This window comes from Rhodococcus kronopolitis (assembly GCF_042654025.1).
GTDB classification, from domain to species: domain Bacteria; phylum Actinomycetota; class Actinomycetes; order Mycobacteriales; family Mycobacteriaceae; genus Rhodococcus_G; species Rhodococcus_G kronopolitis.
The window spans coordinates 645,092-665,843 of record NZ_JBHSFO010000002.1; the positions used below are offsets into that span (position 1 = coordinate 645,092).

At 70.9% G+C, this 20,752-nt stretch carries 11 protein-coding genes and 1 tRNA gene; 5 read left to right on the forward strand and 7 right to left on the reverse strand.

Annotation, left to right across the window (positions count from 1 at the left end):
* Both ACFO6S_RS06305 and ACFO6S_RS06310 read right to left on the reverse strand, forming a co-directional pair.
* Positions 1-1,464, reverse strand: coding sequence for a glutamate/gamma-aminobutyrate antiporter GadC (locus ACFO6S_RS06305; RefSeq protein WP_378415110.1), 1,464 nt, complete (start codon positions 1,462-1,464; stop codon positions 1-3).
* Between the two features lie 139 nt (positions 1,465-1,603).
* Positions 1,604-2,410, reverse strand: a complete 807-nt coding sequence (locus ACFO6S_RS06310) for a TetR/AcrR family transcriptional regulator (RefSeq protein WP_378415112.1) — start codon at positions 2,408-2,410, stop codon at positions 1,604-1,606.
* Between the two features lie 69 nt (positions 2,411-2,479).
* Between ACFO6S_RS06310 and ACFO6S_RS06315 the strand changes: the two genes are divergently transcribed.
* Both ACFO6S_RS06315 and ACFO6S_RS06320 read left to right on the forward strand, forming a co-directional pair.
* Positions 2,480-3,454, forward strand: coding sequence for an ATP-binding cassette domain-containing protein (locus ACFO6S_RS06315; RefSeq protein WP_378415114.1), 975 nt, complete (start codon positions 2,480-2,482; stop codon positions 3,452-3,454).
* On the forward strand, positions 3,451-4,233 hold the full coding sequence (locus ACFO6S_RS06320; RefSeq protein WP_378415115.1) for an ABC transporter permease: 783 nt from the start codon (positions 3,451-3,453) through the stop codon (positions 4,231-4,233). The genes ACFO6S_RS06315 and ACFO6S_RS06320 overlap by 4 nt, the downstream gene beginning before the upstream one ends.
* 35 nt (positions 4,234-4,268) lie before the next feature.
* On the opposite strand, the gene ACFO6S_RS06325 is transcribed toward ACFO6S_RS06320, so the two are convergent.
* Positions 4,269-5,246 (reverse strand): pirin family protein, encoded by a 978-nt coding sequence (locus ACFO6S_RS06325; RefSeq protein ID WP_378415117.1) that lies wholly within the window; start codon positions 5,244-5,246, stop codon positions 4,269-4,271.
* Between the two features lie 181 nt (positions 5,247-5,427).
* On the opposite strand from ACFO6S_RS06325, the gene ACFO6S_RS06330 reads away from it, so the two are divergent.
* The gene (locus tag ACFO6S_RS06330; RefSeq protein ID WP_378415118.1) at positions 5,428-6,117 is read left to right on the forward strand and encodes a TetR/AcrR family transcriptional regulator; all 690 of its coding nucleotides are present in this window, start codon (positions 5,428-5,430) and stop codon (positions 6,115-6,117) included.
* 92 nt (positions 6,118-6,209) lie between these two features.
* Here ACFO6S_RS06330 and acpS read toward each other — a convergent pair whose 3' ends face one another.
* On the reverse strand, positions 6,210-6,626 hold the full coding sequence (gene acpS, locus ACFO6S_RS06335; protein WP_378415120.1) for a holo-ACP synthase AcpS: 417 nt from the start codon (positions 6,624-6,626) through the stop codon (positions 6,210-6,212).
* A complete protein-coding gene (locus ACFO6S_RS06340) occupies positions 6,626-15,928 on the reverse strand; it encodes a fatty acid synthase subunit beta domain-containing protein (protein WP_378415122.1) in 9,303 nt (3,100 codons plus the stop codon). Before ACFO6S_RS06340 ends, acpS begins: the two co-directional genes overlap by 1 nt.
* 764 nt (positions 15,929-16,692) lie before the next feature.
* Between ACFO6S_RS06340 and ACFO6S_RS06345 the strand changes: the two genes are divergently transcribed.
* A tRNA-Leu gene (locus tag ACFO6S_RS06345) sits at positions 16,693-16,774 on the forward strand.
* 108 nt (positions 16,775-16,882) lie between these two features.
* On the opposite strand, the gene mqo is transcribed toward ACFO6S_RS06345, so the two are convergent.
* Positions 16,883-18,364 (reverse strand): malate dehydrogenase (quinone), encoded by a 1,482-nt coding sequence (gene mqo, locus ACFO6S_RS06350; protein ID WP_378415124.1) that lies wholly within the window; start codon positions 18,362-18,364, stop codon positions 16,883-16,885.
* A gap of 94 nt (positions 18,365-18,458) precedes the next feature.
* Between mqo and ACFO6S_RS06355 the strand changes: the two genes are divergently transcribed.
* Positions 18,459-19,376 carry a LysR family transcriptional regulator gene (locus ACFO6S_RS06355; protein WP_378415126.1) on the forward strand — a complete coding sequence of 306 codons (918 nt, stop codon included), beginning with the start codon at positions 18,459-18,461 and terminating at the stop codon, positions 19,374-19,376.
* 28 nt (positions 19,377-19,404) lie between these two features.
* Here ACFO6S_RS06355 and ACFO6S_RS06360 read toward each other — a convergent pair whose 3' ends face one another.
* Positions 19,405-20,088, reverse strand: coding sequence for a DNA alkylation repair protein (locus ACFO6S_RS06360; RefSeq protein WP_378415128.1), 684 nt, complete (start codon positions 20,086-20,088; stop codon positions 19,405-19,407).
* Between the last annotated feature and the right edge of the window lie 664 nt (positions 20,089-20,752).

A 20,752-nucleotide genomic window follows, 5' to 3' on the forward strand; every position in this document is an offset into this window, starting at 1 on the left:
TCACGCCTCCTTCACGGGATCGGCGACGAGTTCCTGTTTCCAGGACGGCTTGCGCAGCGCCAGGATCAGCAGCGGCACACCCAGTCCCACGATGCCGAACCCACCGCCGACGATCAGCACATACACCAGCACGCTGCCGCCGCCGAACTGCGAGGGCGGGACGAAGCCGATGCAGAACGCCGCCACGCTGGCGACCAGGCCCACCCAGCACAGCAGGAACAACGCGGGCGCGCGGTAGCCGCGCGGATGGTCCGGCTGCTGACGCCGCAGCCGCATCGCCGCCACGAACATCAGCACGTACACCACCAGGTAGACCTGCGTGGTGATGACCGAGAGGATCCAGTACGCGCTGGAGACCTCCGGGATGAATGCGTAGAGCAGTGCGATCACGGTGGTCACCGCGCCCTGCGCCACCAGGATGTTCTGCTGGATCCCGTGCACGTTGAGCCGCTGCAGGATCGGCGGCAGGAAGCCGTCCTGGCGGCCGATCATCAGCAGGCCCTTCGACGGCCCGGCCAGCCAGGTGAGCATGCCGCCCAGCGACGCCGCGATCAGCATCAGCGCGAGGATCGGTGTGGCCCAACCGAATCCGAAGTGCGCGAAGAAGGTGTCGAAGGCCTGCATGACGCCCGCGGTCAGGGACAGGCTCTCCGCCGGCACCACCCAGCTGATCGCGATGGCGGGCAGGATGAAGATGCCCAGCACCAGCCCCATCGCCACGAACATCGCGCGGGGGAACTCGCTGGCCGGCTTGCGCAGGCTGGAGACGTGCACGGCGTTCATCTCCATGCCCGAGTAGGACAGGAAGTTGTTGACGATGAGCACGAGACTGGCGACGCCGGTCCAGGCGGGCAGCAGCGCGCTGAACTCCATCGGGGCCGCGGACGGGTTGCCCTGGCCGAGGAACACCACGCCCATGACGATCAGCAGCACGCCGGGGATCAGGGTGCCCAGCACCAGTCCGGCACTGGAGAGCCCGGCCACCGCCTTCATCCCCCGGGAGGAGACGAACACCCCCGCCCAGAACAGGGTGACGATCACGATCGCGGTGTACGGACCGCTCGATGCCAGCTGCGGGTTCACCACGTACGCAAAGGTGCTCGCGACGTACGCCAACAGCGTCGGATAGTAGAAGATCGTCATCGCGAACTGGCACCACACCGCCAGGAACCCGGCCTTGTCCGAGATCCCCTCGCTCACCCAGCGGTAGACGCCGCCCGCCCAGCCCGACGCGAGCTCGGCCGAGACCAGCGCGGTCGGCAGCAGGAACACGATCGCGGGGACGAGGTAGAGGAACACGCAGGCCAGCCCGTACACCGCCATCGACGGCGCGGACCGCAGGCTGGCCACCGAGCTGGTGGTCATCATCGCCAGCGCGATCCAGGTGATGTACTGCTGGCGGGGCGCGGGCGGTTTCCGGTGCGCGGCCGTGGGACTCGGGTCCCCTGTGGTTTCCACGCTCATTCGGCCACCATCCCGTCGGACAGGCCACCACGGCGGCGGCGGGCTGCCACCCACCCTGCCCCCTCGACCCCCGGAGCGCACGGCGACGCGGCGATGCCGGAGCGGTTTCACCCGGAGCGGATGAGCTGGCGGGGCCGGCTCAGCGATGCGTGTCGATCAGCTTCTCGATGCCGTCGAGCAACAGGCCGAGCGCGAAGGTGAAGTCCGCGTCGTCCCAGTCGACGTCGGGGTCACCGTCGAATGTGCCGTTCGCGACCGCCGCGGTCAGGTGCGGGAACGTCGCCGGGTCGAGCAGCCGCGGCAACAGCACCGGATACTCCAGCGCAGCGGCGTCCTCGGGCGACACCGTGGCGGAGGCCGCCTCGAAGTCCGCGGCGAAGCGCGCCCGCCCGATCACGTACAGCGAGGTGTTGAGGACGATCTGGAAACGCAGCGGCGGCGACAGCGGGGTGTCGGCCAGGCAACCGAGCCCGGACTCGAGCCACGCGATGTTGTTGGGCCCCGTCGGCGGGACACCCCCGAGGGACAGGTGCAGCCACCACCGGTGCCGCATCAGCGCCGCGTACTCGGCGGTTGCCCACTGCGCCAACGCGTCCCGCCACGGCATGCCCGGCTCGATGTGCGGCGCGGGTCCCACCACCCGGTCGGAGATCAGCTCGATCAGCTCGTCCTTGCTCTTCACGTACCGGTACAGCGACATGGTCGTGAAGCCCAACTCCTTGGCCAGGCGGGCCATCGACAGCGCGGCGGCGCCCTCCGCGTCCGCGACTTCGATGGCGGTGTCGAGGATCTTCTCGAGACTCAGCCCGCGGCGCGGCCCCCTGCTCCCCGGTTCGGTGAGCCCCCAGGCGAGCCTGACGGCCCGGGGCAGATCGCTCGCCCCCTCGGTGTCCGCACCACTCGTGTCCATGTCCGTACCGCTCCCGTCGTCACCTCTTGCGCTCATCGTAAAATTGTGTACGTTATAAACCGAAGTGTATGACATACACAGTTTCAGGAACGCGGGAGATGACAGATGACCAACGACGAACCCACCGGGGCGATTCACGTCTCCGGCCTCACCAAGTCCTACTGCGACCACACGGTCCTCGACGGCCTGGATCTGCAGGTACCGGCCGGCCGGATCTTCGCCCTGCTCGGCGCGAACGGTGCCGGCAAGACCACCACGGTCCGGATCCTGTCCACCCTGCTGCCCTTCGACTCCGGCCAGGTGAGCGTCGCCGGACACCCACTCCCCGACGGAGCTCGGGCGGTGCGCGGCCGCATCAGCGTCACCGGCCAGTACGCCGCGGTCGACAAGGTGCTGACCGGCCGCGAGAACCTCATGCTCGTCGCCGAGCTCAACCACCTCGGCCGAGGCGAGTCGCGTCGCCGCACGGCGGAACTGCTGGACCGGTTCGACCTGGTCGACGCGGCCGACCGCCGGGTGCGGGACTACTCGGGCGGCATGGCCCGCCGGCTGGACCTGGCGATGAGCCTGGTCGCCCATCCGAAGGTCGTCTTTCTCGACGAGCCGACCACCGGACTCGACCCGCGCAGCCGCCGCGAGATGTGGTCCGTCATCCGCGAGCTCGCCGGCGACGGTGTGACCATCTTCCTGACCACGCAGTACCTCGAGGAGGCCGACCAGCTCGCGGACCGCGTCGCCGTCATCGACGGTGGCCGGATCGTGGCCGAGGGCACCCCCGACGAGCTCAAGCGACTGGTCGACGGTGGCCGCATGGAACTGCAGTTCGCGGACCGTGCCCAGTTCGACCTCGCCGCGGGCGCGCTGCCCGGCGCGGTCACCGACGACGCCACCCTGACAGTCGAGGTATCCACCGACGGCAGCATCGCCTCCCTCAAGGCGCTGCTGGATCGCCTCGACTCCCCCGAACTCGCGGTCGAGAGGTTCGCCCTGCACACCCCCGACCTCGACGACGTCTTCTTCGCCCTCACCGGCGCACCGCGCGTGCCCGGACCCACCTCGACGAAAGCGGCCGCCCGATGAGCACCCACACCGATCGTGAACTCACCTCCGTCGTGGCCGACTCGACGGTGATGCTCCGACGCAACCTCAGGCATGTCCTGCGCAGCCCGGACACCATGCTCATGGCGGCGGCGCTGCCGATCATGCTGATGCTGCTGTTCGTGTACGTCTTCGGTGGCGCGATCGACACCGGCACGGAGTACATCAACTACGTCGTTCCCGGAATCATCCTGCTGTGCGCGGCCTTCGGCGCATCGACCACCGCGGTCAGCGTGTCCACCGACATGACCGAGGGCATCATCGACCGCTTCCGCACCCTGCCCATCGCGCCGTCGTCGTTCCTGACCGGGCACGTGCTCGTGAGCGTGGTCCGCAACCTGGCCACCACCGCCATCGTCATCGCGGTCGCGCTGCTGTTGGGCTTTCGCCCGACCACCGATCCGCTGAGGTGGCTGGCGGTTCTCGGCGTCATCGGCGGCTTCATCTTCGCCCTGTCCTACCTGTCGACCGCCCTGGGACTGCTCGCGAAGAATCCGGAGGCGGCGAGCGGCTTCACGTTCGCGATCATGTTCCTGCCCTACGTCAGCAGCGCCTTCGTGCCCGCGGACTCGATGCCCTCGTGGCTGCAGTGGTTCGCCGAGAACCAGCCGGTCACCCCGATCATCGAGACCGTCCGGGGACTGCTGATGGGCACGCCGATCGGCCACAGCGCCTGGCTCGCCGTCGGCTGGTGCGCACTGATCACCGCGGTCGGATTCGTCTGGTCCAACCTTCTCTACCGCAACCGCATCACCGGGTAGGCGGGTGCGGTGGCGGCCGAACGCGGGTACGCCGGTCAGCCCCGCGGCTTGAGGCGGGTGTTCGGCAGCACCGGCGCGGGGATGGTCTCGCGCCACTGCGCCGGGAACGGCCCGAACCGGCCCGACGCGTCGCCCCGGTCGGCACGCTCGCGTTCCCAGTCCTCACGGAACGCCACCACCTCGTCGTGGCTGCGGCCGATGAAGTTCCACCACATCACGATCTCCTCGCCGAGCGGCTCGCCGCCGAGCAGCAGGATCCGCAGCGGCTCGTCCCCCGACGCCGTCACCTCCACCGCCGTCGTGCCGACGGGCAGGTACACCACCTGCCCCGGCTCGGCCGACTCCCCGGCCACCGTCGCGGCCCCGGTGTCCACCAGCACGCCATGCTCGAAACCGGGGTCGAGGTCGAGGACGACGCCCCGGCCCGCCGGGAGGGTCAGCTCGGCGCCGAGCAGCGGGCTGAACGTCCGCACCGGCGACCGCTGACCGAGCAGGCTGCCGAGGAAGACCAGCACGCGCACCCCATCGCGATCGAGCACCGGCGGCGCGTAATGTTCGAAAGCCGGTGCTGTGAAACGGTGTTCGTCGGGCAGCGCCACCCACAGCTGCACCCCGTGCAGGACGGTGGTGTCCGGCGTCGAGAACTCGGAGTGCGCGATGCCCGAGCCCGCCGTCATCAGGTTGAGCTCGCCCGGCCGGACCTCCGCGTGCACACCGGTGGTGTCCCGGTGTTCGATCCGGCCGGTGAACAGCCAGGACGCCGTCTGCAGCCCGGTGTGCGGATGGCCGGCGACCCGCATCCCGCCACTGGTGCTCACGTCGTCGGGCCCGTAGTGGTCGAGGAAGCACCACGCGCCGATGAACGACTGGCCGCGCTGTGGCAGCGACCGCCGTACCGGCATCGCACGCGGTCCGCCGAGCGGCACGTCCCGGTAGTCGAGCACCCGAGGGGCCGCCCCCGGTCCGCGGTCGGAACAGACGACCTCGGCCGGCGTGGGGTCAAGATTGCTCATCGTCTCCTCAATCCCGGGCGGCACTGCCGGTTCGGCAGGCTCCCACGGTCCGACATTTCGGGCGGGTTCCAGGATATCCCGGGCCGGACCGACGGCACCGGGGACGAAAGTATCCGGTACCGGGAGAAACACCAGACCGGCGGTGCGTCGGATCGGAAGTCCCTGCAGTTAACCTGGTGTTGTGGAATCCATCACCAGCAGTCGAGCCTCGCGCCGCGCGGACCCGGCCCTGGAGGACCCGGACGGTCCGCAGGAGTTGCTGCCCCGCAAGCGTCCGACGCAGGAGCGCAGTCGCCGCAAGTTCGACGCCCTCCTCGCCTCCGCACGCGAACTGCTCACCGATGTCGGCTTCGAGTCGTTCACCTGCGAGGAGGTCGCCGCCCGCGCCGACGTCCCGATCGGCACCCTGTACCAGTTCTTCGCCAACAAGTACGTGATCGTGTGCGAACTGAACCGGCAGGACTTCGCCGACGTCCGCGCCGAGCTCGAGCAGTTCAACGGGGAGGTGCCGTCGCTGGACTGGCTGCGCTTCCTCAACCGCTTCGTCGACCACCTCGCGAAGCTGTGGACGACCGACCCGTCCCGGCGGGAGGTGTGGCTGGCAATGCAGTCCACCCCGTCGACCCGCGCCACCGGCAAGATCCAGGAGCAGGGCCTGGCCGGGCAGATCGCGCTGATGCTCGCCCCCCTCACCCCCCGCACCGAACGCGACCGCCGCAGCATGATGGCCGAGGTGCTGGTGCACGTCGTGTACTCGATGCTGAACTTCTCGGTGCAGGACGGCCAGAGCCATGCCGACGCCGTCGACGAGCTCAAGCGCCTGATGGCCGCCTACCTGCTGGTCGCGGAGAAGGACTCCCGCGGCGGCTGAGTACGCGACCCGGAGCGGGTGCGTGAAACCGGACGAGGCCGGCCGGCGGATTTCTCCGCCGGCCGGCCTCGTCGTTCCGTCCGGTATACCGGTCAGCGCGGGAGCGGCACCACGATGTCCGGTTCCTCGATGACCACCATCGCCCCGGCCATGTCGCCGTCGTGGGTCAGCGACAGGTGGATGATGGCGCCCGGCAGGAACTGCGCGGCCTCGTCGTGCAGCTTGATGCTCGGCCGTCCCCAGGCGTCGTTGATCACCTCGATCTGCGCGTAGGCGTTGTCACCGACGGCAGGCGGCCGGGCGAACCGGGAGGACGCCCAGGCCTTGATCACCGCCTCCTTGGCCGCCCAGCGCACCGCGTAGTGACGCGCCGGGTCGGTGCTCTTCGACTCGCAGTACCGCCGCTCCCCCGGCCGGAAGCTCGACAGCATCGCGGTGCCGGGACGCTGCAGCTGCTCCGCGAACTCCGAAACCGTCACCAGGTCGAAGCCGATTCCCAGGATGGCCATCAGCGGCAGCCCGGCGTGCCGGCGCGGTAGACGTCGTCGGCGCCGAGCCGCGCTCCGTCCGTCAGCAGCATGTCGGCCTCGAGCTGCCGGGCGGCCTTGGCCGGCACCGCGTCGCCGCCGAAGCGACGGTCCGCGGGACGCTCGTAGAGGTCCGCGCCCCCGCACATCGCCGCGGCGAGCCGGCGCTGACCTGCGACGGTCCGCTCCTGCGCCGAGGCGAGGTAGCCGGCCCGCTCGGCGGCGGGGATCGACTCCACGAACGCCTGCGGGTGGACCACCGCGATCAGTCCGGACACGTGACCGAAGCCGAGGCTGGTGAGCAGGCCCGCCTTGAGCGGGAAGCCGCCGCCGAAGCGCATCGCCTCACGCGGCCACACCAGGTGCTCGAACTCGGCCATCTTCGGGTCGACGCAGTCCAGGCTGCGGTTCGGCGGAACGACGCCCTGACCGAGGACCTGGCACAGACCGATCAGCTGGAAGGCCGCGGCGCCGCCCTTGGCGTGACCGGTCAGCGACTTCTGCGAGACCACGAACAGCGGGGAGCCCTCGCTGCGGCCCAGGGCCGCCGCCAGCCGCTCGTGCAGCTCCGCCTCGTTGGGATCGTTTGCCGCCGTGGAGGTGTCGTGCTTGGAGACCACCGAGATGTCGTCCGCGGTGACGCCGAGCGCGTTCAGCGAGAGCGCCAGCTGCGAGTCCGGACCGCCGCGACCGGCGCCGAGGGCGCCGATTCCGGGGGCCGGGATCGAGGTGTGCACGCCGTCCGCGAACGAACCGGCCCACGCCACCACACCGAGCACCGGCAGGCCCATCTCCAGCGCCAGGTCGCCCCGCGCCAGCAGGATGGTGCCGCCGCCCGCGGACTCGACGAAGCCGCCGCGACGGCGGTCGTTGGCCCGCGAGAACCGACGCTCGTCGATGCCCTTGGCCGTCATGTCCTCGGACTTGGCCGTGGCCGACATGTCGCCGAACCCGATGATGCCCTCGATGCCGAGGTCGTCGAAGCCGCCGGCGACCACCAGCTGCGCCTTGCCGAGCCGGATCTTGTCGACACCCTCCTCGACGGAGACCGCCGCCGTGGCGCACGCCGCGACCGGGTGCACCATCGCGCCGTAGCCGCCGACGTACGACTGGACGACATGCGCCGCAATGACGTTCGGCAGTGCCTCCTGCAGGATGTCGTTCGCGCGGGACTCGCCGAGCAGCGTGTCGATGTAGAGCGAGCGCATCGACGTCATGCCGCCCATGCCGGTGCCCTGCGTGTTCGCCACCGTCGACGGGTGCACCCAGCGCAGCAGCTCCGACGGGGTGAACCCGCCGGTGAGGAACGCGTCCACCGTGGTGACCAGGTTCCACAGGCCGACCCGGTCCACGGATCCGGCCATGTCCGCGGGGATGCCCCACTTGGTGACGTCGAACCCGGTCGGGATCTGTCCGCCCACCGTGCGGGTGAGCTTCGCCTTGCGCGGCACCCGGATCTCGGTGCCGGCCCGGCGGGTGACCTGCCAGTCGCCGCTGTCCGGCACGGCCGCCGCGACGGTGTGCTCGGGGTCGGACTCGACGAACGCCCGCGCCTCCGCCTCGCTGCCGACCACGAACGTCAGGTCGTTGTCGAGGAACACCGAGGTGAGCAGCGGCGCGGTGTTGTCCACCATGGCGCCCTCGTCGACGTAGGTGCGGATGCCGCACCGCTCGACGACGGTGTCGTGGTAGCGCTCGGCGATCTCCGCCTCGGGCACCAGATCACCGGTCTCGGCGTCGTACCAGCCGGCGACCGGGTCGTTCTCCCAGGCGATCAGCCCGGTGTTCCAGGCGAGTTCGAGGACGCCGGCCGCCGAGAGCTGCTCGTCGACCTCCATCTCGAAGCGGGTCCGCGAGGAACCGTAGGGGCCGAGCTCGCCCGCGCCGACGATGACCACCAGGTCGGCCGGGTTGACGTCCAACTCGGGCCAGGTCGGCTCGGGCAGGGCGTCGGCGATGCGCGGCGGGGCCGGCAGTGCGGCGACGGTGCCCGACTCGGACTCCGTTGCCTCGGCTGCATTCTCGGCCGCCGCCTCGGCGTCCGCGGCGGCCTGACGCGACAAGGCCACCAGGTCCAACTGCACGTCGGCGAGCCCACCGGTCAGGTCGGCCTGCAGCGGCGCCTCGGCCGCCCGGACGCGGGCGTCGGCGTCGCAGAGGCCGAGCAGCTGCGCGGCCATCTCGTCGGTGGACCAGGTGCGCACGCCCTTCGCCTCGACGGCGTCGACCATCGGGTCGTTGCCGCCCATCAGCCCGGTGCCGCGCACCCAGCCGATCAGCGCGTGCGCCAACGTCACCCGGTCGGCCCAGCTGCGCTCGGCATGCCAGCGGGTGACCACCGCGTCGAGCGCGGCCTTGGACTCGCCGTAGGCGCCGTCGCCGCCGAACAGTCCCCGGTTCGGGGAGCCGGGCAGCACCACGTGCAGGTGGGTGTCGACGTCACGGTCGTAGCCGATCTTCGACAGTCCGGCGATCAGTCGCTCGACCGACCACAGCAGCACCCGCATCTCCATCTCGGCGCGGGCGCCGGCGTCGGAGAGCTCGCCGCCCACCCGGGGCGCGGCGAACGGGAACAGCAGCGTCGGGGTGACGGCCTCCTTGACCAGCTTCTTGGCACCGCCCGCGGTCTCGGTCTGCTCGTCGCCGATCCAGGAGATCAGGGCGTCGACGTCGGAGTAGGACGCCATGTTCGCGGGCACCACCCACAGGGCGGCACCGGCGCTGGCGTTGGCACGGTACAGCTTCCGGTAGAAGCCGAGCCGCTCGGAGTCCAGGCGCGAGGTGGTCACGAAGACCGTGGCCCCGCCGCGCAGCAGCGTGCCCGCCACCGAGGCGGCGATGGAACCCTTGCTGGCGCCGGTGACGACGGCGATCTGGTCGGCCCACTGCGCCGGCTGGTCGTCGGACGCGACCGCGTCGGCGGCGATCCGGGCGTAGGTCGTCGCCAACTCGGCGCGGCCCTCCGCCTGTGCCCGCTGCTGCCACCAGTTGGCATGGGCGGCAACGGTCTTGCCGGCGCCGACGAAACTCGCCGTCTCCAGCTCCGACGTGTCGGACTCGAGCCACAGCCGGGCCAGGTCCTCACGGGCGGTGGCCCAGCGGTCGTCGATGAGCACCGCGCGGCGCGCGTCGAATGCCGGGGCGACCAGTCGCGGCCAGTCCGAGCCGAGCTCGGCGGAGACCAGGTCCACCAGGTCGGAGTCGGTGTCCGTCGCGACGACGGCCTCCTGGGCCAGGCCGAGCTGCTCGAGCACCAGCCGGGCCGCGGAGGCGAGCACGCCGTTGCGGCCGGTGATGTGCTCGGTGAACTCGCCGAGTGCGGCCGCGTCGACGGTACCGCCGGCGCCGCCGCCGGTGGCCGGCAGCGACACGGCGACGCCGCGACGCGAGGCCACGGACGCAACGGCTGCGTCGATCACCGCGTCCACCGCGGCACCGTCGGACAGCGCGCCGTCGGACAGGCCGCCGAGCGACCCGCCGCGGATGCTGGCACCGTCGCGGGTGCCGAGCGCCACCTCGGCGGTGACGTGCGAGGCCCAGCCGGCGCCGAGCTCCCAGACCTTGGTGACGCGCTCGGCGATGGCCGCCGGACGCTTGCCCGAGGGGCCGAACACCTTGCGCAGGTGGTCGTTCAGGGAATCGGTGAGCACCGGTCCGAACGGCTTGTAGGTGCGGGCAAGCTTGTTGACGGTCACGGCCAGGGCGCCCATGTCGGCGTCCGCCGCGCCGTCGATGGCGCCGAGCGAGAGTTCCGCACCGAGGTCGACGAGCAGCTGGTTGCGGCGCGAGGACACGCCGTCGCACAGCGCCTCGATGGTGTCGGCGGGGCCGACCTGGTCCGGGCGCAGCTTGGTCCACAGCCCGATCAGCACGGCCGTGGCGTCGGACGCCGCGAACGCGATGTCGTCGGGGCGCGGTCCGCCCGACGGGGCCGCCGGGGCCGCGGCCGGTGCGGGGGCGGCCGCCGCGGCGGGCGCCGCCGAGACCGCTTCCGCCACCGGCTCGTCGTCCTCGACCGGGGCCGGGTCGGTGTCGGTGGAGTACACGACGCCGGCCTCGCGCTCGATGTTGAGCACCTCGACCGGGTTGCCGAAGCGGCCGGGCAGCTTGAGCGTCTGCGAGGCCAGGTTCGCCACCGTGGGGACCGCGCCGAGACCGATCTCGACGAACCGCTCGACCCCGAGTCCGCCGTCGGACTCGTCGCCGAAGAGCAGGTCCTGGGTCTCGATCCAGCGCACCGGCGAGGCGAACTGCCACGCGAGGAGCTCGGCGAGCACCACCCGGCACAGATCCGAGGGGCGCGCGGCCCACGCGTCGAAGTCCGCGAGCACCTCCACGAGCGGCTCGGAGGGCACCAGGTCGGCGATCTCCTGGACGAAGTCGCGGCCCAGGTTGAACGGCTTGGGGACCAGGTTCGGGATGTACCGGCCGATCAGGATCGCGGGGTCGATCTCCGCGGGCAGCAGGTTCAGCAGCCGCTCCCGGAAGTCGTCGACGCCGCCGCGCAGCACGGTGGAGTGGAACGGCACGTCGATGCCCGGGATCTGGATGTAGGCCCGCTTGCCGCCGGTCTCGGCGCGCTTGCGGTCGATCTCCAGCTCGAGGGCGTCCAGGCCCGCGACGGTGCCCGCGATGGCGTACTGCGAACCGCGCAGGTTCAGGTTCACGATCTCGAGGAACTCACCGGTATCGGCGGCGACGGACGCCACGAACTCCTCGAGGTCCGCGTCGGCCACGCCGATTTGCGACGGCCGGATCGCGGCGAGGCGGTAGTTGGACCGACCGGCCTCGTCGCGGGGCACCAGGGCGTGCATCGCGGAGCCGCGCTGGAAGACCACCTCGAGGACGGCCTCGAGCGGCAGCACGCCTGCGACCGCGGCGAGCGCGTTGTACTCGCCGACCGAGTGGCCTGCCAGCAGCGAGCCCTCGACGAAGGAACCGGACTCGCGCAGCTCGGCGACCTGGGCGACGCCGAGGACGGCCATCGCGACCTGGGTGAACTGGGTCAGGTGCAGGACACCGTCCGGGTGCTTGTGCTCGACCCCGCGGGCCTTGACCGCAGTCGGGTTGTCCCGGACCACGGCGAGGATCGAGAAGCCGAGGGCCTCGCGGGTGTGCTTGTCGGCGCGGTCCCAGATCTCGCGGGCGGCCTTCGAGCGGGCGCGGGCGTCGAGGCCCATGCCCGGACGCTGGATGCCCTGGCCGGGGAAGGCGTAGACGGTCTTCGGTGCGGCGGTGCGGCCGGAGGCGACCATCACCAGCTCGCCGTCGACGCGGCAGCCGACCTCGATGATCTCGGCGCCGCCGTCGTGGGCGGTCCGGTCCACGCGGACGTCGATCTCGGCACCGGGCCGGACCATGCCGAGGAAGCGCGCGGTCCACGCGGTCAGCCGGCGGGCCGGGACGGTGGCCGCGGGGTCGACCGCGGTGACGACCTGCTGGGCGGCGGCGGAGAGCCACATGCCGTGCACGATCGGGCTGCCGAGGCCGGCGAGCAGCGCGGCGGCGTCGGAGGTGTGGATCGGGTTGTGGTCGCCGGAGACCCGGGCGAACGCGGCCATGTGACGGGGCGCGACGATCGTGGCCTGGCGGCGGCGACGGCGCGGGGTGTCGGTCGCGGCGTCGGTCAGCGAGCCGCCGGCGCGCGCCGGGTCGGCCAGCTCGCCCTTGCCGGTGCGGCCGCGGATCGCGAACCGCTCGACCATGGTCGCGAACGCCGGTGCGGTGGTGCCGTGGTCGCGCATCGCGCCGACCTCGACCCGCACCTCGACGACGCGGCCCATGTCGGTGTCGACGACGGCGCCGCCGACGGCCTTGACGGTGAGCACCGCGGCCTCGGCCGGGATGGCGTCGACCAGGTTCACCGCGTGGTCGAGGTGGACGAGGTCGAGCATGCCCTCGATGGCGTGGATGCCGTCGGTGGTGGTCGCGGCGCCGAGCACGGCGAACACGGCCGGCCAGCAGGCGCCGACGATGACGTCGGGCACGGCACTGGCGCCGGTGCTCAGCGTCGCGGGCAGGCCGGCCGCGGTGACGCCGGCGTGGTCCGCGACGAGGTCGGGGATCCAGGCGACGTTCAGCCGGGCGGTGTCGTCCTTGACCTCGGGCAGGTCCTGACCGGCGGCGACGCCGAGCAGCGCGGACATGGCGGCCTCGGCGTTGGCCTCGGTGACCACGGGGGCGCCGCCGTCACGCGTGGAGGCCGGGACCGTCATCGCGATGGTGACGGCGCGGTCGGCGACCAGCGGCACAGTGAACTCGACGGTCTCGGCGTCGACGGCGCGCAGTGCGGCGCCGGTGGTGGCGTGGGTGGCGGTCGTGCCGTCCACGGTCCAGGCGGCGAGGTCGCCGAGGCGGTGCACCGGGTTGCGGGTCAGGCGCGAGGCCCAGAGCACGTCGGGCGAGGCCAGCACGACGGCGAGCTGGCCCTGGTCCGCGGCGGCCTGGCGACGGCCTGCGACCGCGGTCGGGGTGGCACCGGCGCCGAGCAGCTCGTCGGTGGTGGCGCGCTCGAAGCGGTCCAGCAGCGCGCCGACCGGCTCGTCGACCTCGGTGATGCCTGCGACCGCGACGGTGCCGGGGATGACGCACACCTGGTCGGCGGAGTAGCGCGGGTCGTGGGCCTGCCACAGCGAGTCGGAGCGCCACCAGCGGCGGACGTCCTTGTCGATGACGGGCACGAAGTTCACCGGCTTGCCTGCGGTCTTGCACAGGGCGGTGAAGAACGGGACGTCGGCGGGGTGCAGCACGGTCGCGCCTGCGTCCGGGTAGGCGGCCACGAGGGCGCACAGCGCGGCCTCGGGACGGTCCAGGGTGGCCTCGTCGGCGAACAGGGTCTGGATCGGTCCGCGGTCGTTGCGGTGCAGGCGGGCCTCGGCGCGCTGGAGCATCTGTGCGAAGCGGTCACGCCAGGTGCCGTCGAGCCACACCGGCTCGGTGGCCTCGGCGTACGCCTGCGCCCAGTCGGTGCCGCAGTCGAAGACCTTCGCGGCGTCGATCCCGACGGTCAGCTCCAGGTAGCGGCGCAGCCAGCGCTCGTAGGTCATGGTCGCGACGTCGCCGAAGTACGGCTTCGCGGTGCCGTCGAGGGCGGCGATGATCTCGTCCCGGCGCTCGGCCACGGCGTCGGCGTTGCCGGCGACCTCGTCGAGCAGCCGGCCGGTGCGCGAGGCCGCGTTGTCGATCTCGTGGATGTCCGCGCCGAGCTGGCTGCGGCCCGACGCCATACCGCCGACGGCGGTGCCCGCACCGACCCAGTCGGGGGTGCCCGGGGTGTCGACGAGCAGCTGCTTGACCTCCGGCGAGGTGGTGGCCTCGAGGGTGGCCATCGCGGCGGTGCCGACGAGGATGCCGTCCAGCGGCATCGCGGGGTAACCGGCCGCGACGGACCAGCGGCCGGTGAGGTACTCGGCCGCCCGCTCCGGGGTGCCGATGCCGCCGCCGACGCACAGCACCAGGTTCGGCCGGGCACGCAGCTCGGCGTAGGTGCTCAGCAGCAGGTCGTCGAGGTCCTCCCAGGAGTGGTGGCCGCCGGCCTTGCCGCCCTCGATGTGCACGATCACCGGGTAGTCGGGGACCTCGTTCGCGATGCGGATCACCGAACGGATCTGCGCGACGGTTCCGGGCTTGAACGCGACGTGGCTGATGCCGGCCTCGCCGAGCTCCTCGATCAGCGCGACGGCCTCCTCGAGCTCCGGGATGCCGGCGGTGACGATGACGCCGTCGATCGGGGCGCCGGCGGCGCGGGCGCGCTGCACCAGTCGCTTGCCGCCGAGCTGGAGCTTCCACAGGTAGGGGTCCAGGAACAGCGAGTTGAACTGCACGGCGCGGCCCGGCTCGAGCAGCGTCTGCAGCTCGGCGACGCGGTCGGTGAAGATCTGCTCGGTCACCTGGCCGCCACCGGCCAGCTCGGCCCAGTGGCCGGCGTTGGCGGCCGCGGCGACGATCTTGGCGTCGACGGTGGTCGGGGTCATGCCGGCGAGCAGGATCGGCGAGCGGCCGGTCAACCGGGTGAAGGCGGTCGAGGTGGCGACCTTGCCGTCGGGCAGCGTCACCAGGGTGGGGGCGAACTCGGTCCACGCCTTCGGCACCTCGGGCGCCGCGCCGGGGGTCAACAGGTTGCGCTGGCCGCCGCGGGTGGAGGCCGCGATGATGCCGACGCCGCGGCCGCGCAGCGAGTTGGCGGTCATCCGGGTCAGCAGGTCGCCGGGGCCCAGGTCCAGCACCCAGGAGGCGCCGGCGTCGACCGCGGAGTCCACCTCGACGACCCAGTCGACGGCGTCCGTGAGGCAGGCCCGGGCGAGGCGGGTGGCCAGCTCGGCGTCGAGCCCGCAGCGCGCCGCCCAGGCGCCGACGGTGTCGACGGCATCCGCGAGGCCGGGGTGGTGGAAGCCGATCTCGACGGCCAGGGGCTCGAACACCGGTGAGAACACCGCGCCGCCGCGCTTCTTTGCGTCCCGCTCGGCGGCCTCGTCGGCCGCGATCTGCTCGGCGCGCTGCTGCACCCGGGCGAGCTGGGCGGGCGGGCCGGAGAGCACCACGCGGCGACGGCCGTTGCGGATGGCCATCACGGCGGCGAGCTCGGGGTCCAGTCCCTCCGCGACCTCGTCGACGATGCCCTGCATGCGGGCGGGGTCGACGTCGGAGACGGCGAGCATGGGCGCGCGCTCGGCGCCGCCGAGCAGACCACGACGACGGCCGACCAGGACCGAAGCCGCGCCGATCAGCTGCGCGAGTGCGAGGAGCGAGGAGTTTTCGGTGCCGCCGGTGGCGACGGACTCGGCGGCGAGCAGGCCCTGCGAGTGTCCGATGACGGCGACCGGCGGGGTGGTCGCGGGGTCGAGGCCCTGCAGCCGCAGCGCTTCGAGCGCAGCGAGCTGGGTGAGGAACACGCCGGGCAGCGACACCGACGCGGAGGTGAGGGCGGCGGCGGACGGGCCGGCCGGGGCAACGCCCTCGTCGACGACGTCCTGCTCGAGGATCCAGCCGATCGGGTCGAAGCCCGCGGGACGGACCACCAGCAGGTCCTGCGCGACGGGCGCGAGCTGCGCTGCCGCCTCGTTGACCAGTGCGGTCATGCTGGGCTCGATGCCGTTGTCGCGGATCAGCTCCTCGAGGGGGCTCAGCCAAGCGGCGCCCTGTCCGCCGAAGGCCAGGGCGTAAGGCTCACCGGAGACGATGCGGTCGCGCAGCGGAGACTTGGTGGTGCCGGGACGGGTGGTCGCGAATCGCGACCCGCCGGCGCCGTTTCCCTTGACCACAGGTGTGCTCTCGTCGATCGTCACGCTGGACAGTCCTCTCCTGGTCGGAGCCCACCGCGATCGGAAGCCTCACAGTGCGCGTCGGCGCACGCGGAGGGTTCGTTCGGGGGCTCAAACAGGTTCGCACAGGATCATGAGGAGTTCCTCATGTTTATCCACCTGGACAAGCGTATTACCAGGTAGTAGGCGTGACCGACGTCACAAAGTCGGCTCCGAAGTGACTCGCGAGTAGGAAAGGAACGCGCTGGCTGGGCCGAAAACAGGGTCCCGTCAAACCTGAGGAACTCCTCATGTTGATCGTTATCAACTCGTTATATTTATATTCGTGGCACGGCGCGGGAATCGGCCACCCGAGCCTGTCGCTACCCAGCAGTAGCAGCAAACACGAATGTACGTTCGATCAGTTCGGAGGGGCCATGCGCTACACGGAGCAAGTCCTGCGACAGGCGGTCCGAGACTCCACGGGCATCGCGGGGGGGATACGACACCTCGATGTCGCGATGGCCGGCGGCACCCACGCCCACCTGAGTCGTCGAATCAGGAAGCTCGAAATCGACACCTCCCTTTTCACCGGTCGTGGGCACCAGAGGGGCAAGCCCGCTCCCAATCGACTCACCCCGGAGGACATCCTCGTCCTGCGTCCCAACTGCCACCCCCAGACCGCCAGCCGGGCCGGGGAAGTTCGGGCCCGCCGATCCGACTCCAGTGCGACTCGGGTGCGCCCCGACGCCGCTCACTGAGACGACGCGTCTCGGGACCGCGCCCGTGGCGTATTCTGTTGCCCGCACGCGCGAGTGGCGGAATTGGCAGACGCGCCAGGTTTAGGTCCTGGTGTCCTAGGACGTGGGGGTTCAAGTCCCCCCTCGCGCACGAGGTGCGGTTCCACGAACCGCGACGACGAGGTCACGAATCCGATGGGGTTCGTGACCTCGTTTCGTTTTCGCTCCGGCCCCCTCGTCCGAGGACGGAAGTGGGCGACTACTCGACGCCGAGAATGCGTCCGGTGCCGGCGAGCACGGCATCGGCCGCCGACTGGTCGACGTCGACCGGCCGCGCGAGACCGGGCATCAGTCGCCGGAGGGTCGGCCGCCAGCTCTGGGCTCGGTCGGGAAAGCACGTGCTCAAGAGCTCCACCATCACGGCCGGGGCGATCGACGCCCCAGGTGAGGCGCCGAGCAGACCCGCGATGGATCCGTCCGCGCCGGTGACGACCTCCGTGCCGAAGGTCAGGACACCGACCTTGCGCGGGTGCGGCTTGACCAGTTGCGCCCGCTGGCCCGCGTCGACCAACGACCAGTCGTCGGCCCGGGCAGCGGGGTGGAACCGTCGAAGCTGCCGCAGCTTCCGAGCCCGCGAGGCCAGGAGCTGCCCGACGAGATAGCGCACCAACGCCGAGTTCCGGATGCCGATCGCAACCAGTGGGGCAATGTTGTGAAACCGGATCGTGGTGAACAGATCGGTGAGTCGCCCCCGCGTGAGCAGGCGCGTGCTGAACGTGGCGTACGGACCGAACATCAACGAGCCGCGCCCGTCGATCACCCGCTTGTCGAGGTGCGGCACCGACATCGGCGGGGCACCGACGTCGGCCTGGCTGTAGACCTTCGCCTCATGACGGGACACCAACTCGGGACGGTCGGTGCGCATGAACTGCGCACCGATCGGGAACACGGCAAACCCCCGAACTTCGGGGATGCGGGCCCGCTGGAGCAGTTTGAGGGCGTATCCGCCGGCACCGACGAACACGAACCGTGACCTGATCGCGAACCGGGTTCCGTTGCCCCGTCCCGAGACGGTCCACGAGCCATCCGGATCGCGATGAAGTCGCGTCACCTCGTGACGGGTCCGCACCTCGGCGCCGAGGTCGCCCATGCCTCGAACGAGGTCACGGGTCAGCGCACCGAAATCGACGTCCGTGCCGGCCGCGTAGCGGGTCGCGGCGATCGGCCCGGATTCGTCGCGCCCCTCCATCACCAGGGGCGCCCACCGGCGGATGACCTCGGCGTCCTCGGTGTACTCCATGGCCGAGAAGAGCGGTGACCGTCGCAAAGTCTGGTGCCGCTGCCGCAGGTACGCGACATCTCGGTCGCCGAAGACCACATTGATGTGCGGCGTGGAATTCACGAACGACGCGTTCAGCTCCCCCGCATCGACGAGCGATGCCCAGAACTGCCGGGAGAGCCGGAACTGCCGCCCGATCTCCTCGGCCCGGGACGACTCGGTGGGATCGGGCATGTAGTTCAGTTCGCAAAGTCCAGCGTGGCCGGTCCCGGCGTTGTTCCACGCCGCGCTGCTCTCCTGCGCCAGGTCGTCGAGGCGTTCGAGAACGAGCACCGACCAGCCGGGCTCGAGCCTGGTGAGCAACGCACCGAGCGTCGCCGACATGATGCCACCGCCGACCAGTACGACGTCGTAGTAGGAGCCGAGTTGTGTTGCCCTGCTAGCGGATCGACGGGTATTCACGGTCGCGCACCTGCCTTCGTCTCGTGGGTGCGTCCAGGGTGCGCGCACCAGATCCATCCGTCCAATGAGGCTGTCCGACCATTACCATCCGAATATGGATTGGTTTCTGTCCGACGAAACAGCATCGGTCGTCCCGCTGCTCGCCGCGTTCGACGCCGCGGCCAGAGAGGGACACATCACCCACGCCGCCGACCGGCTGGGAGTGCCACAGTCGTCGGTCAGCCGCCGCATCAAGTCACTCGAACAGGCGCTGGGCGTACCGCTGTTCCAGCAGATGGGGCGGGGCGTCACGCTGACCACCGCAGGGCACGAGCTTCACCAGCGCACCGAGGCGGCGATCCGGGAGCTCGACGATGCGATCACGACCGTGCGCAGCAACGCGGACCCCGACGGCGGCGTCGTCCGGTTCGGCTTCCCCCTCACCCTCGGGCCGGTCAGCGTCCCGTCCCTGCTCGCCGAGTTTCACCGCAGCGCGCCCCGCATCCGCCTGCACCTGGTTCAATCGCACGGCGAGGCGCTCGCGCAGATGGTCCGCGAGGGCCGACTCGATCTCGCGGTGATGATCCCGCCCCCGGCCGACCTCCCCGTCACGGTTCTGGGTAGCCAGCGCCTACTGCTCCACGTGGCGAACACCCACCGGCTCGCGCACCGCGAGCGAGTCGACCTCGACGAGCTCACCGACGAGCACTTCATCGCCAGTCCGCGGACGTACCACGTCCGCAAGGAGCTCGAAAGGCACTGCGCGGACGCCGGATTCGACCCGTACATCGCGTTCGAGATCAGCGAGTTCGAGACGATACGGGCGCTGGTCGCGCGGGGGCTCGGGATCGCACTGCTGCCGCGATCGGAGACCGCGGTCTCCGGGCTGACCACGGTGCGCGTTACCGGCATCGATGATCGGGCAATCGGTCTGGCGATCGGCACCCGCCATCCATCTCCGGCCGTGCACCGATTGCGGACCTACATCACCGCGCGATCGGCCCGACTTCGAGACCCCGGGGACGACGAATGAGCTCGATCGCGCTCCGAGCGAGTGGCACTCACTTCAGCTGCTGCCGGCGCGCCATCTCTGCGATCCAGGTGGGCGCGTACGGCGACGTGCAGTTCGGGGGCGTCGGATAGTCCTCGAGCACCCCGAGCCGCTCGCCTATCCCGATGGCGCGGGCCCGGTACTCGGGATGCTCGATCCCGATCTGCGCCAGGCAGTGGTTCATCGCCCACTGCAGGCGATCCGGGGCGTCGGCCATCTGCGCCTCGATGACGTCGAGCAGCCCCGAGAGGTCGAGGCCCTCGGGCTTCTTCGCCACGAGTTCGGTGGTCAGCGCCCAGCCGGCGCTCGCGACCACCGGATCCGAGTCGGCGGACCAGGCCACGCGCAGCTCCTCGGCGAGCGGGCTCTTCTTCACCACGTAGTTCACGAGCCAGTCGTGCACCTTGGGGGTGCGCGCATCGCGCAGCATGGCGTCCAACTCGTCGCGCTCGAACGCCTTCGGGCGGCAGATCAGGAGCGCGAGCAGTCGCGCGGCGGTGTCGCCGGTCTCCCAGAGCTGGCACGCGAGCTCCTGCTGGGTCTTCAACCGCTTCGCGATCGCGCGCAGCTTGCCGAGGTTCACCCCGTGGTCGTCGCCGTGCCTCTCGTTGACCGCGCGGGACTTCGGGTCCTCGAGCGCGGCCAGCTCGGCCGTCAACTCGGCCGTCAACTCGGCCACCGTCGTCTCGGCCACCTGAGCCTCCTTCGCGCCAGTCCAAGTGTCAGCCTATGCGGGCGGCGGCAGAGGGTTCCCCGACGGTTCGACGGCCGGCGCGACCGCCAGCTGGCCCGTGCGCGCCGATCCCGGCGGAAGCCGCGGGCTCGACGACTAGTTCACCCGTGACCACGCACGCAACATCGGTGTCGAAGATCATGGACCGAACGAGGTCACGACCCCACCGGGGGGGTCGCAACCTCGTCCTCACAGGTCTGTATGAGGGCAGCTGTACCCCTCCCGCGTTCACCGCTCCCCGATCACGGGAGAAATGCCGGGTCCTACGCGTGGCCGACTCGGGGACGAGCCACGTCCAGGAACAAGGCGACCACCTGACTCGCACCGTTCGGTGCCGTCACCATGTCGGTGGCACGCACCAGATGAAGGAACGCGTTCATCAAGAATTGAGGGTCCCCGACGAGCTCGCCTTCGACGACAGCGTCGGCGAAGAGTGCGACGACAGGGTCGAGGACTCCGCCCACGTAGAGCTGTGAAATGTGGCCCTTGATCGCCCGAACGGGCGGTTACCAGGGAGACCTCTAGGCCGATGTCCCGGCAACCGCCCGTTCGCGGTGCTTCGATTCGACAGATCACCGAAAGCGCGCGCGATGAGTTTCTCGGACGCGGGGAGTCTCAACCTGTG

Bases quoted from the DNA above. Each gene is read 5' to 3' on its own strand.
- ACFO6S_RS06315 (WP_378415114.1), top strand. From the start codon at position 2,480: ATGACCAACGACGAACCCACCGGGGCGATTCACGTCTCCGGCCTCACC.
- acpS (WP_378415120.1), bottom strand. From the start codon at position 6,626: ATGGCCATCCTGGGAATCGGCTTCGACCTGGTGACGGTTTCGGAGTTC.
- ACFO6S_RS06320 (WP_378415115.1), top strand. From the start codon at position 3,451: ATGAGCACCCACACCGATCGTGAACTCACCTCCGTCGTGGCCGACTCG.
- ACFO6S_RS06355 (WP_378415126.1), top strand. From the start codon at position 18,459: ATGGATTGGTTTCTGTCCGACGAAACAGCATCGGTCGTCCCGCTGCTC.
- ACFO6S_RS06305 (WP_378415110.1), bottom strand. From the start codon at position 1,464: ATGAGCGTGGAAACCACAGGGGACCCGAGTCCCACGGCCGCGCACCGG.
- ACFO6S_RS06310 (WP_378415112.1), bottom strand. From the start codon at position 2,410: ATGAGCGCAAGAGGTGACGACGGGAGCGGTACGGACATGGACACGAGT.
- ACFO6S_RS06325 (WP_378415117.1), bottom strand. From the start codon at position 5,246: ATGAGCAATCTTGACCCCACGCCGGCCGAGGTCGTCTGTTCCGACCGC.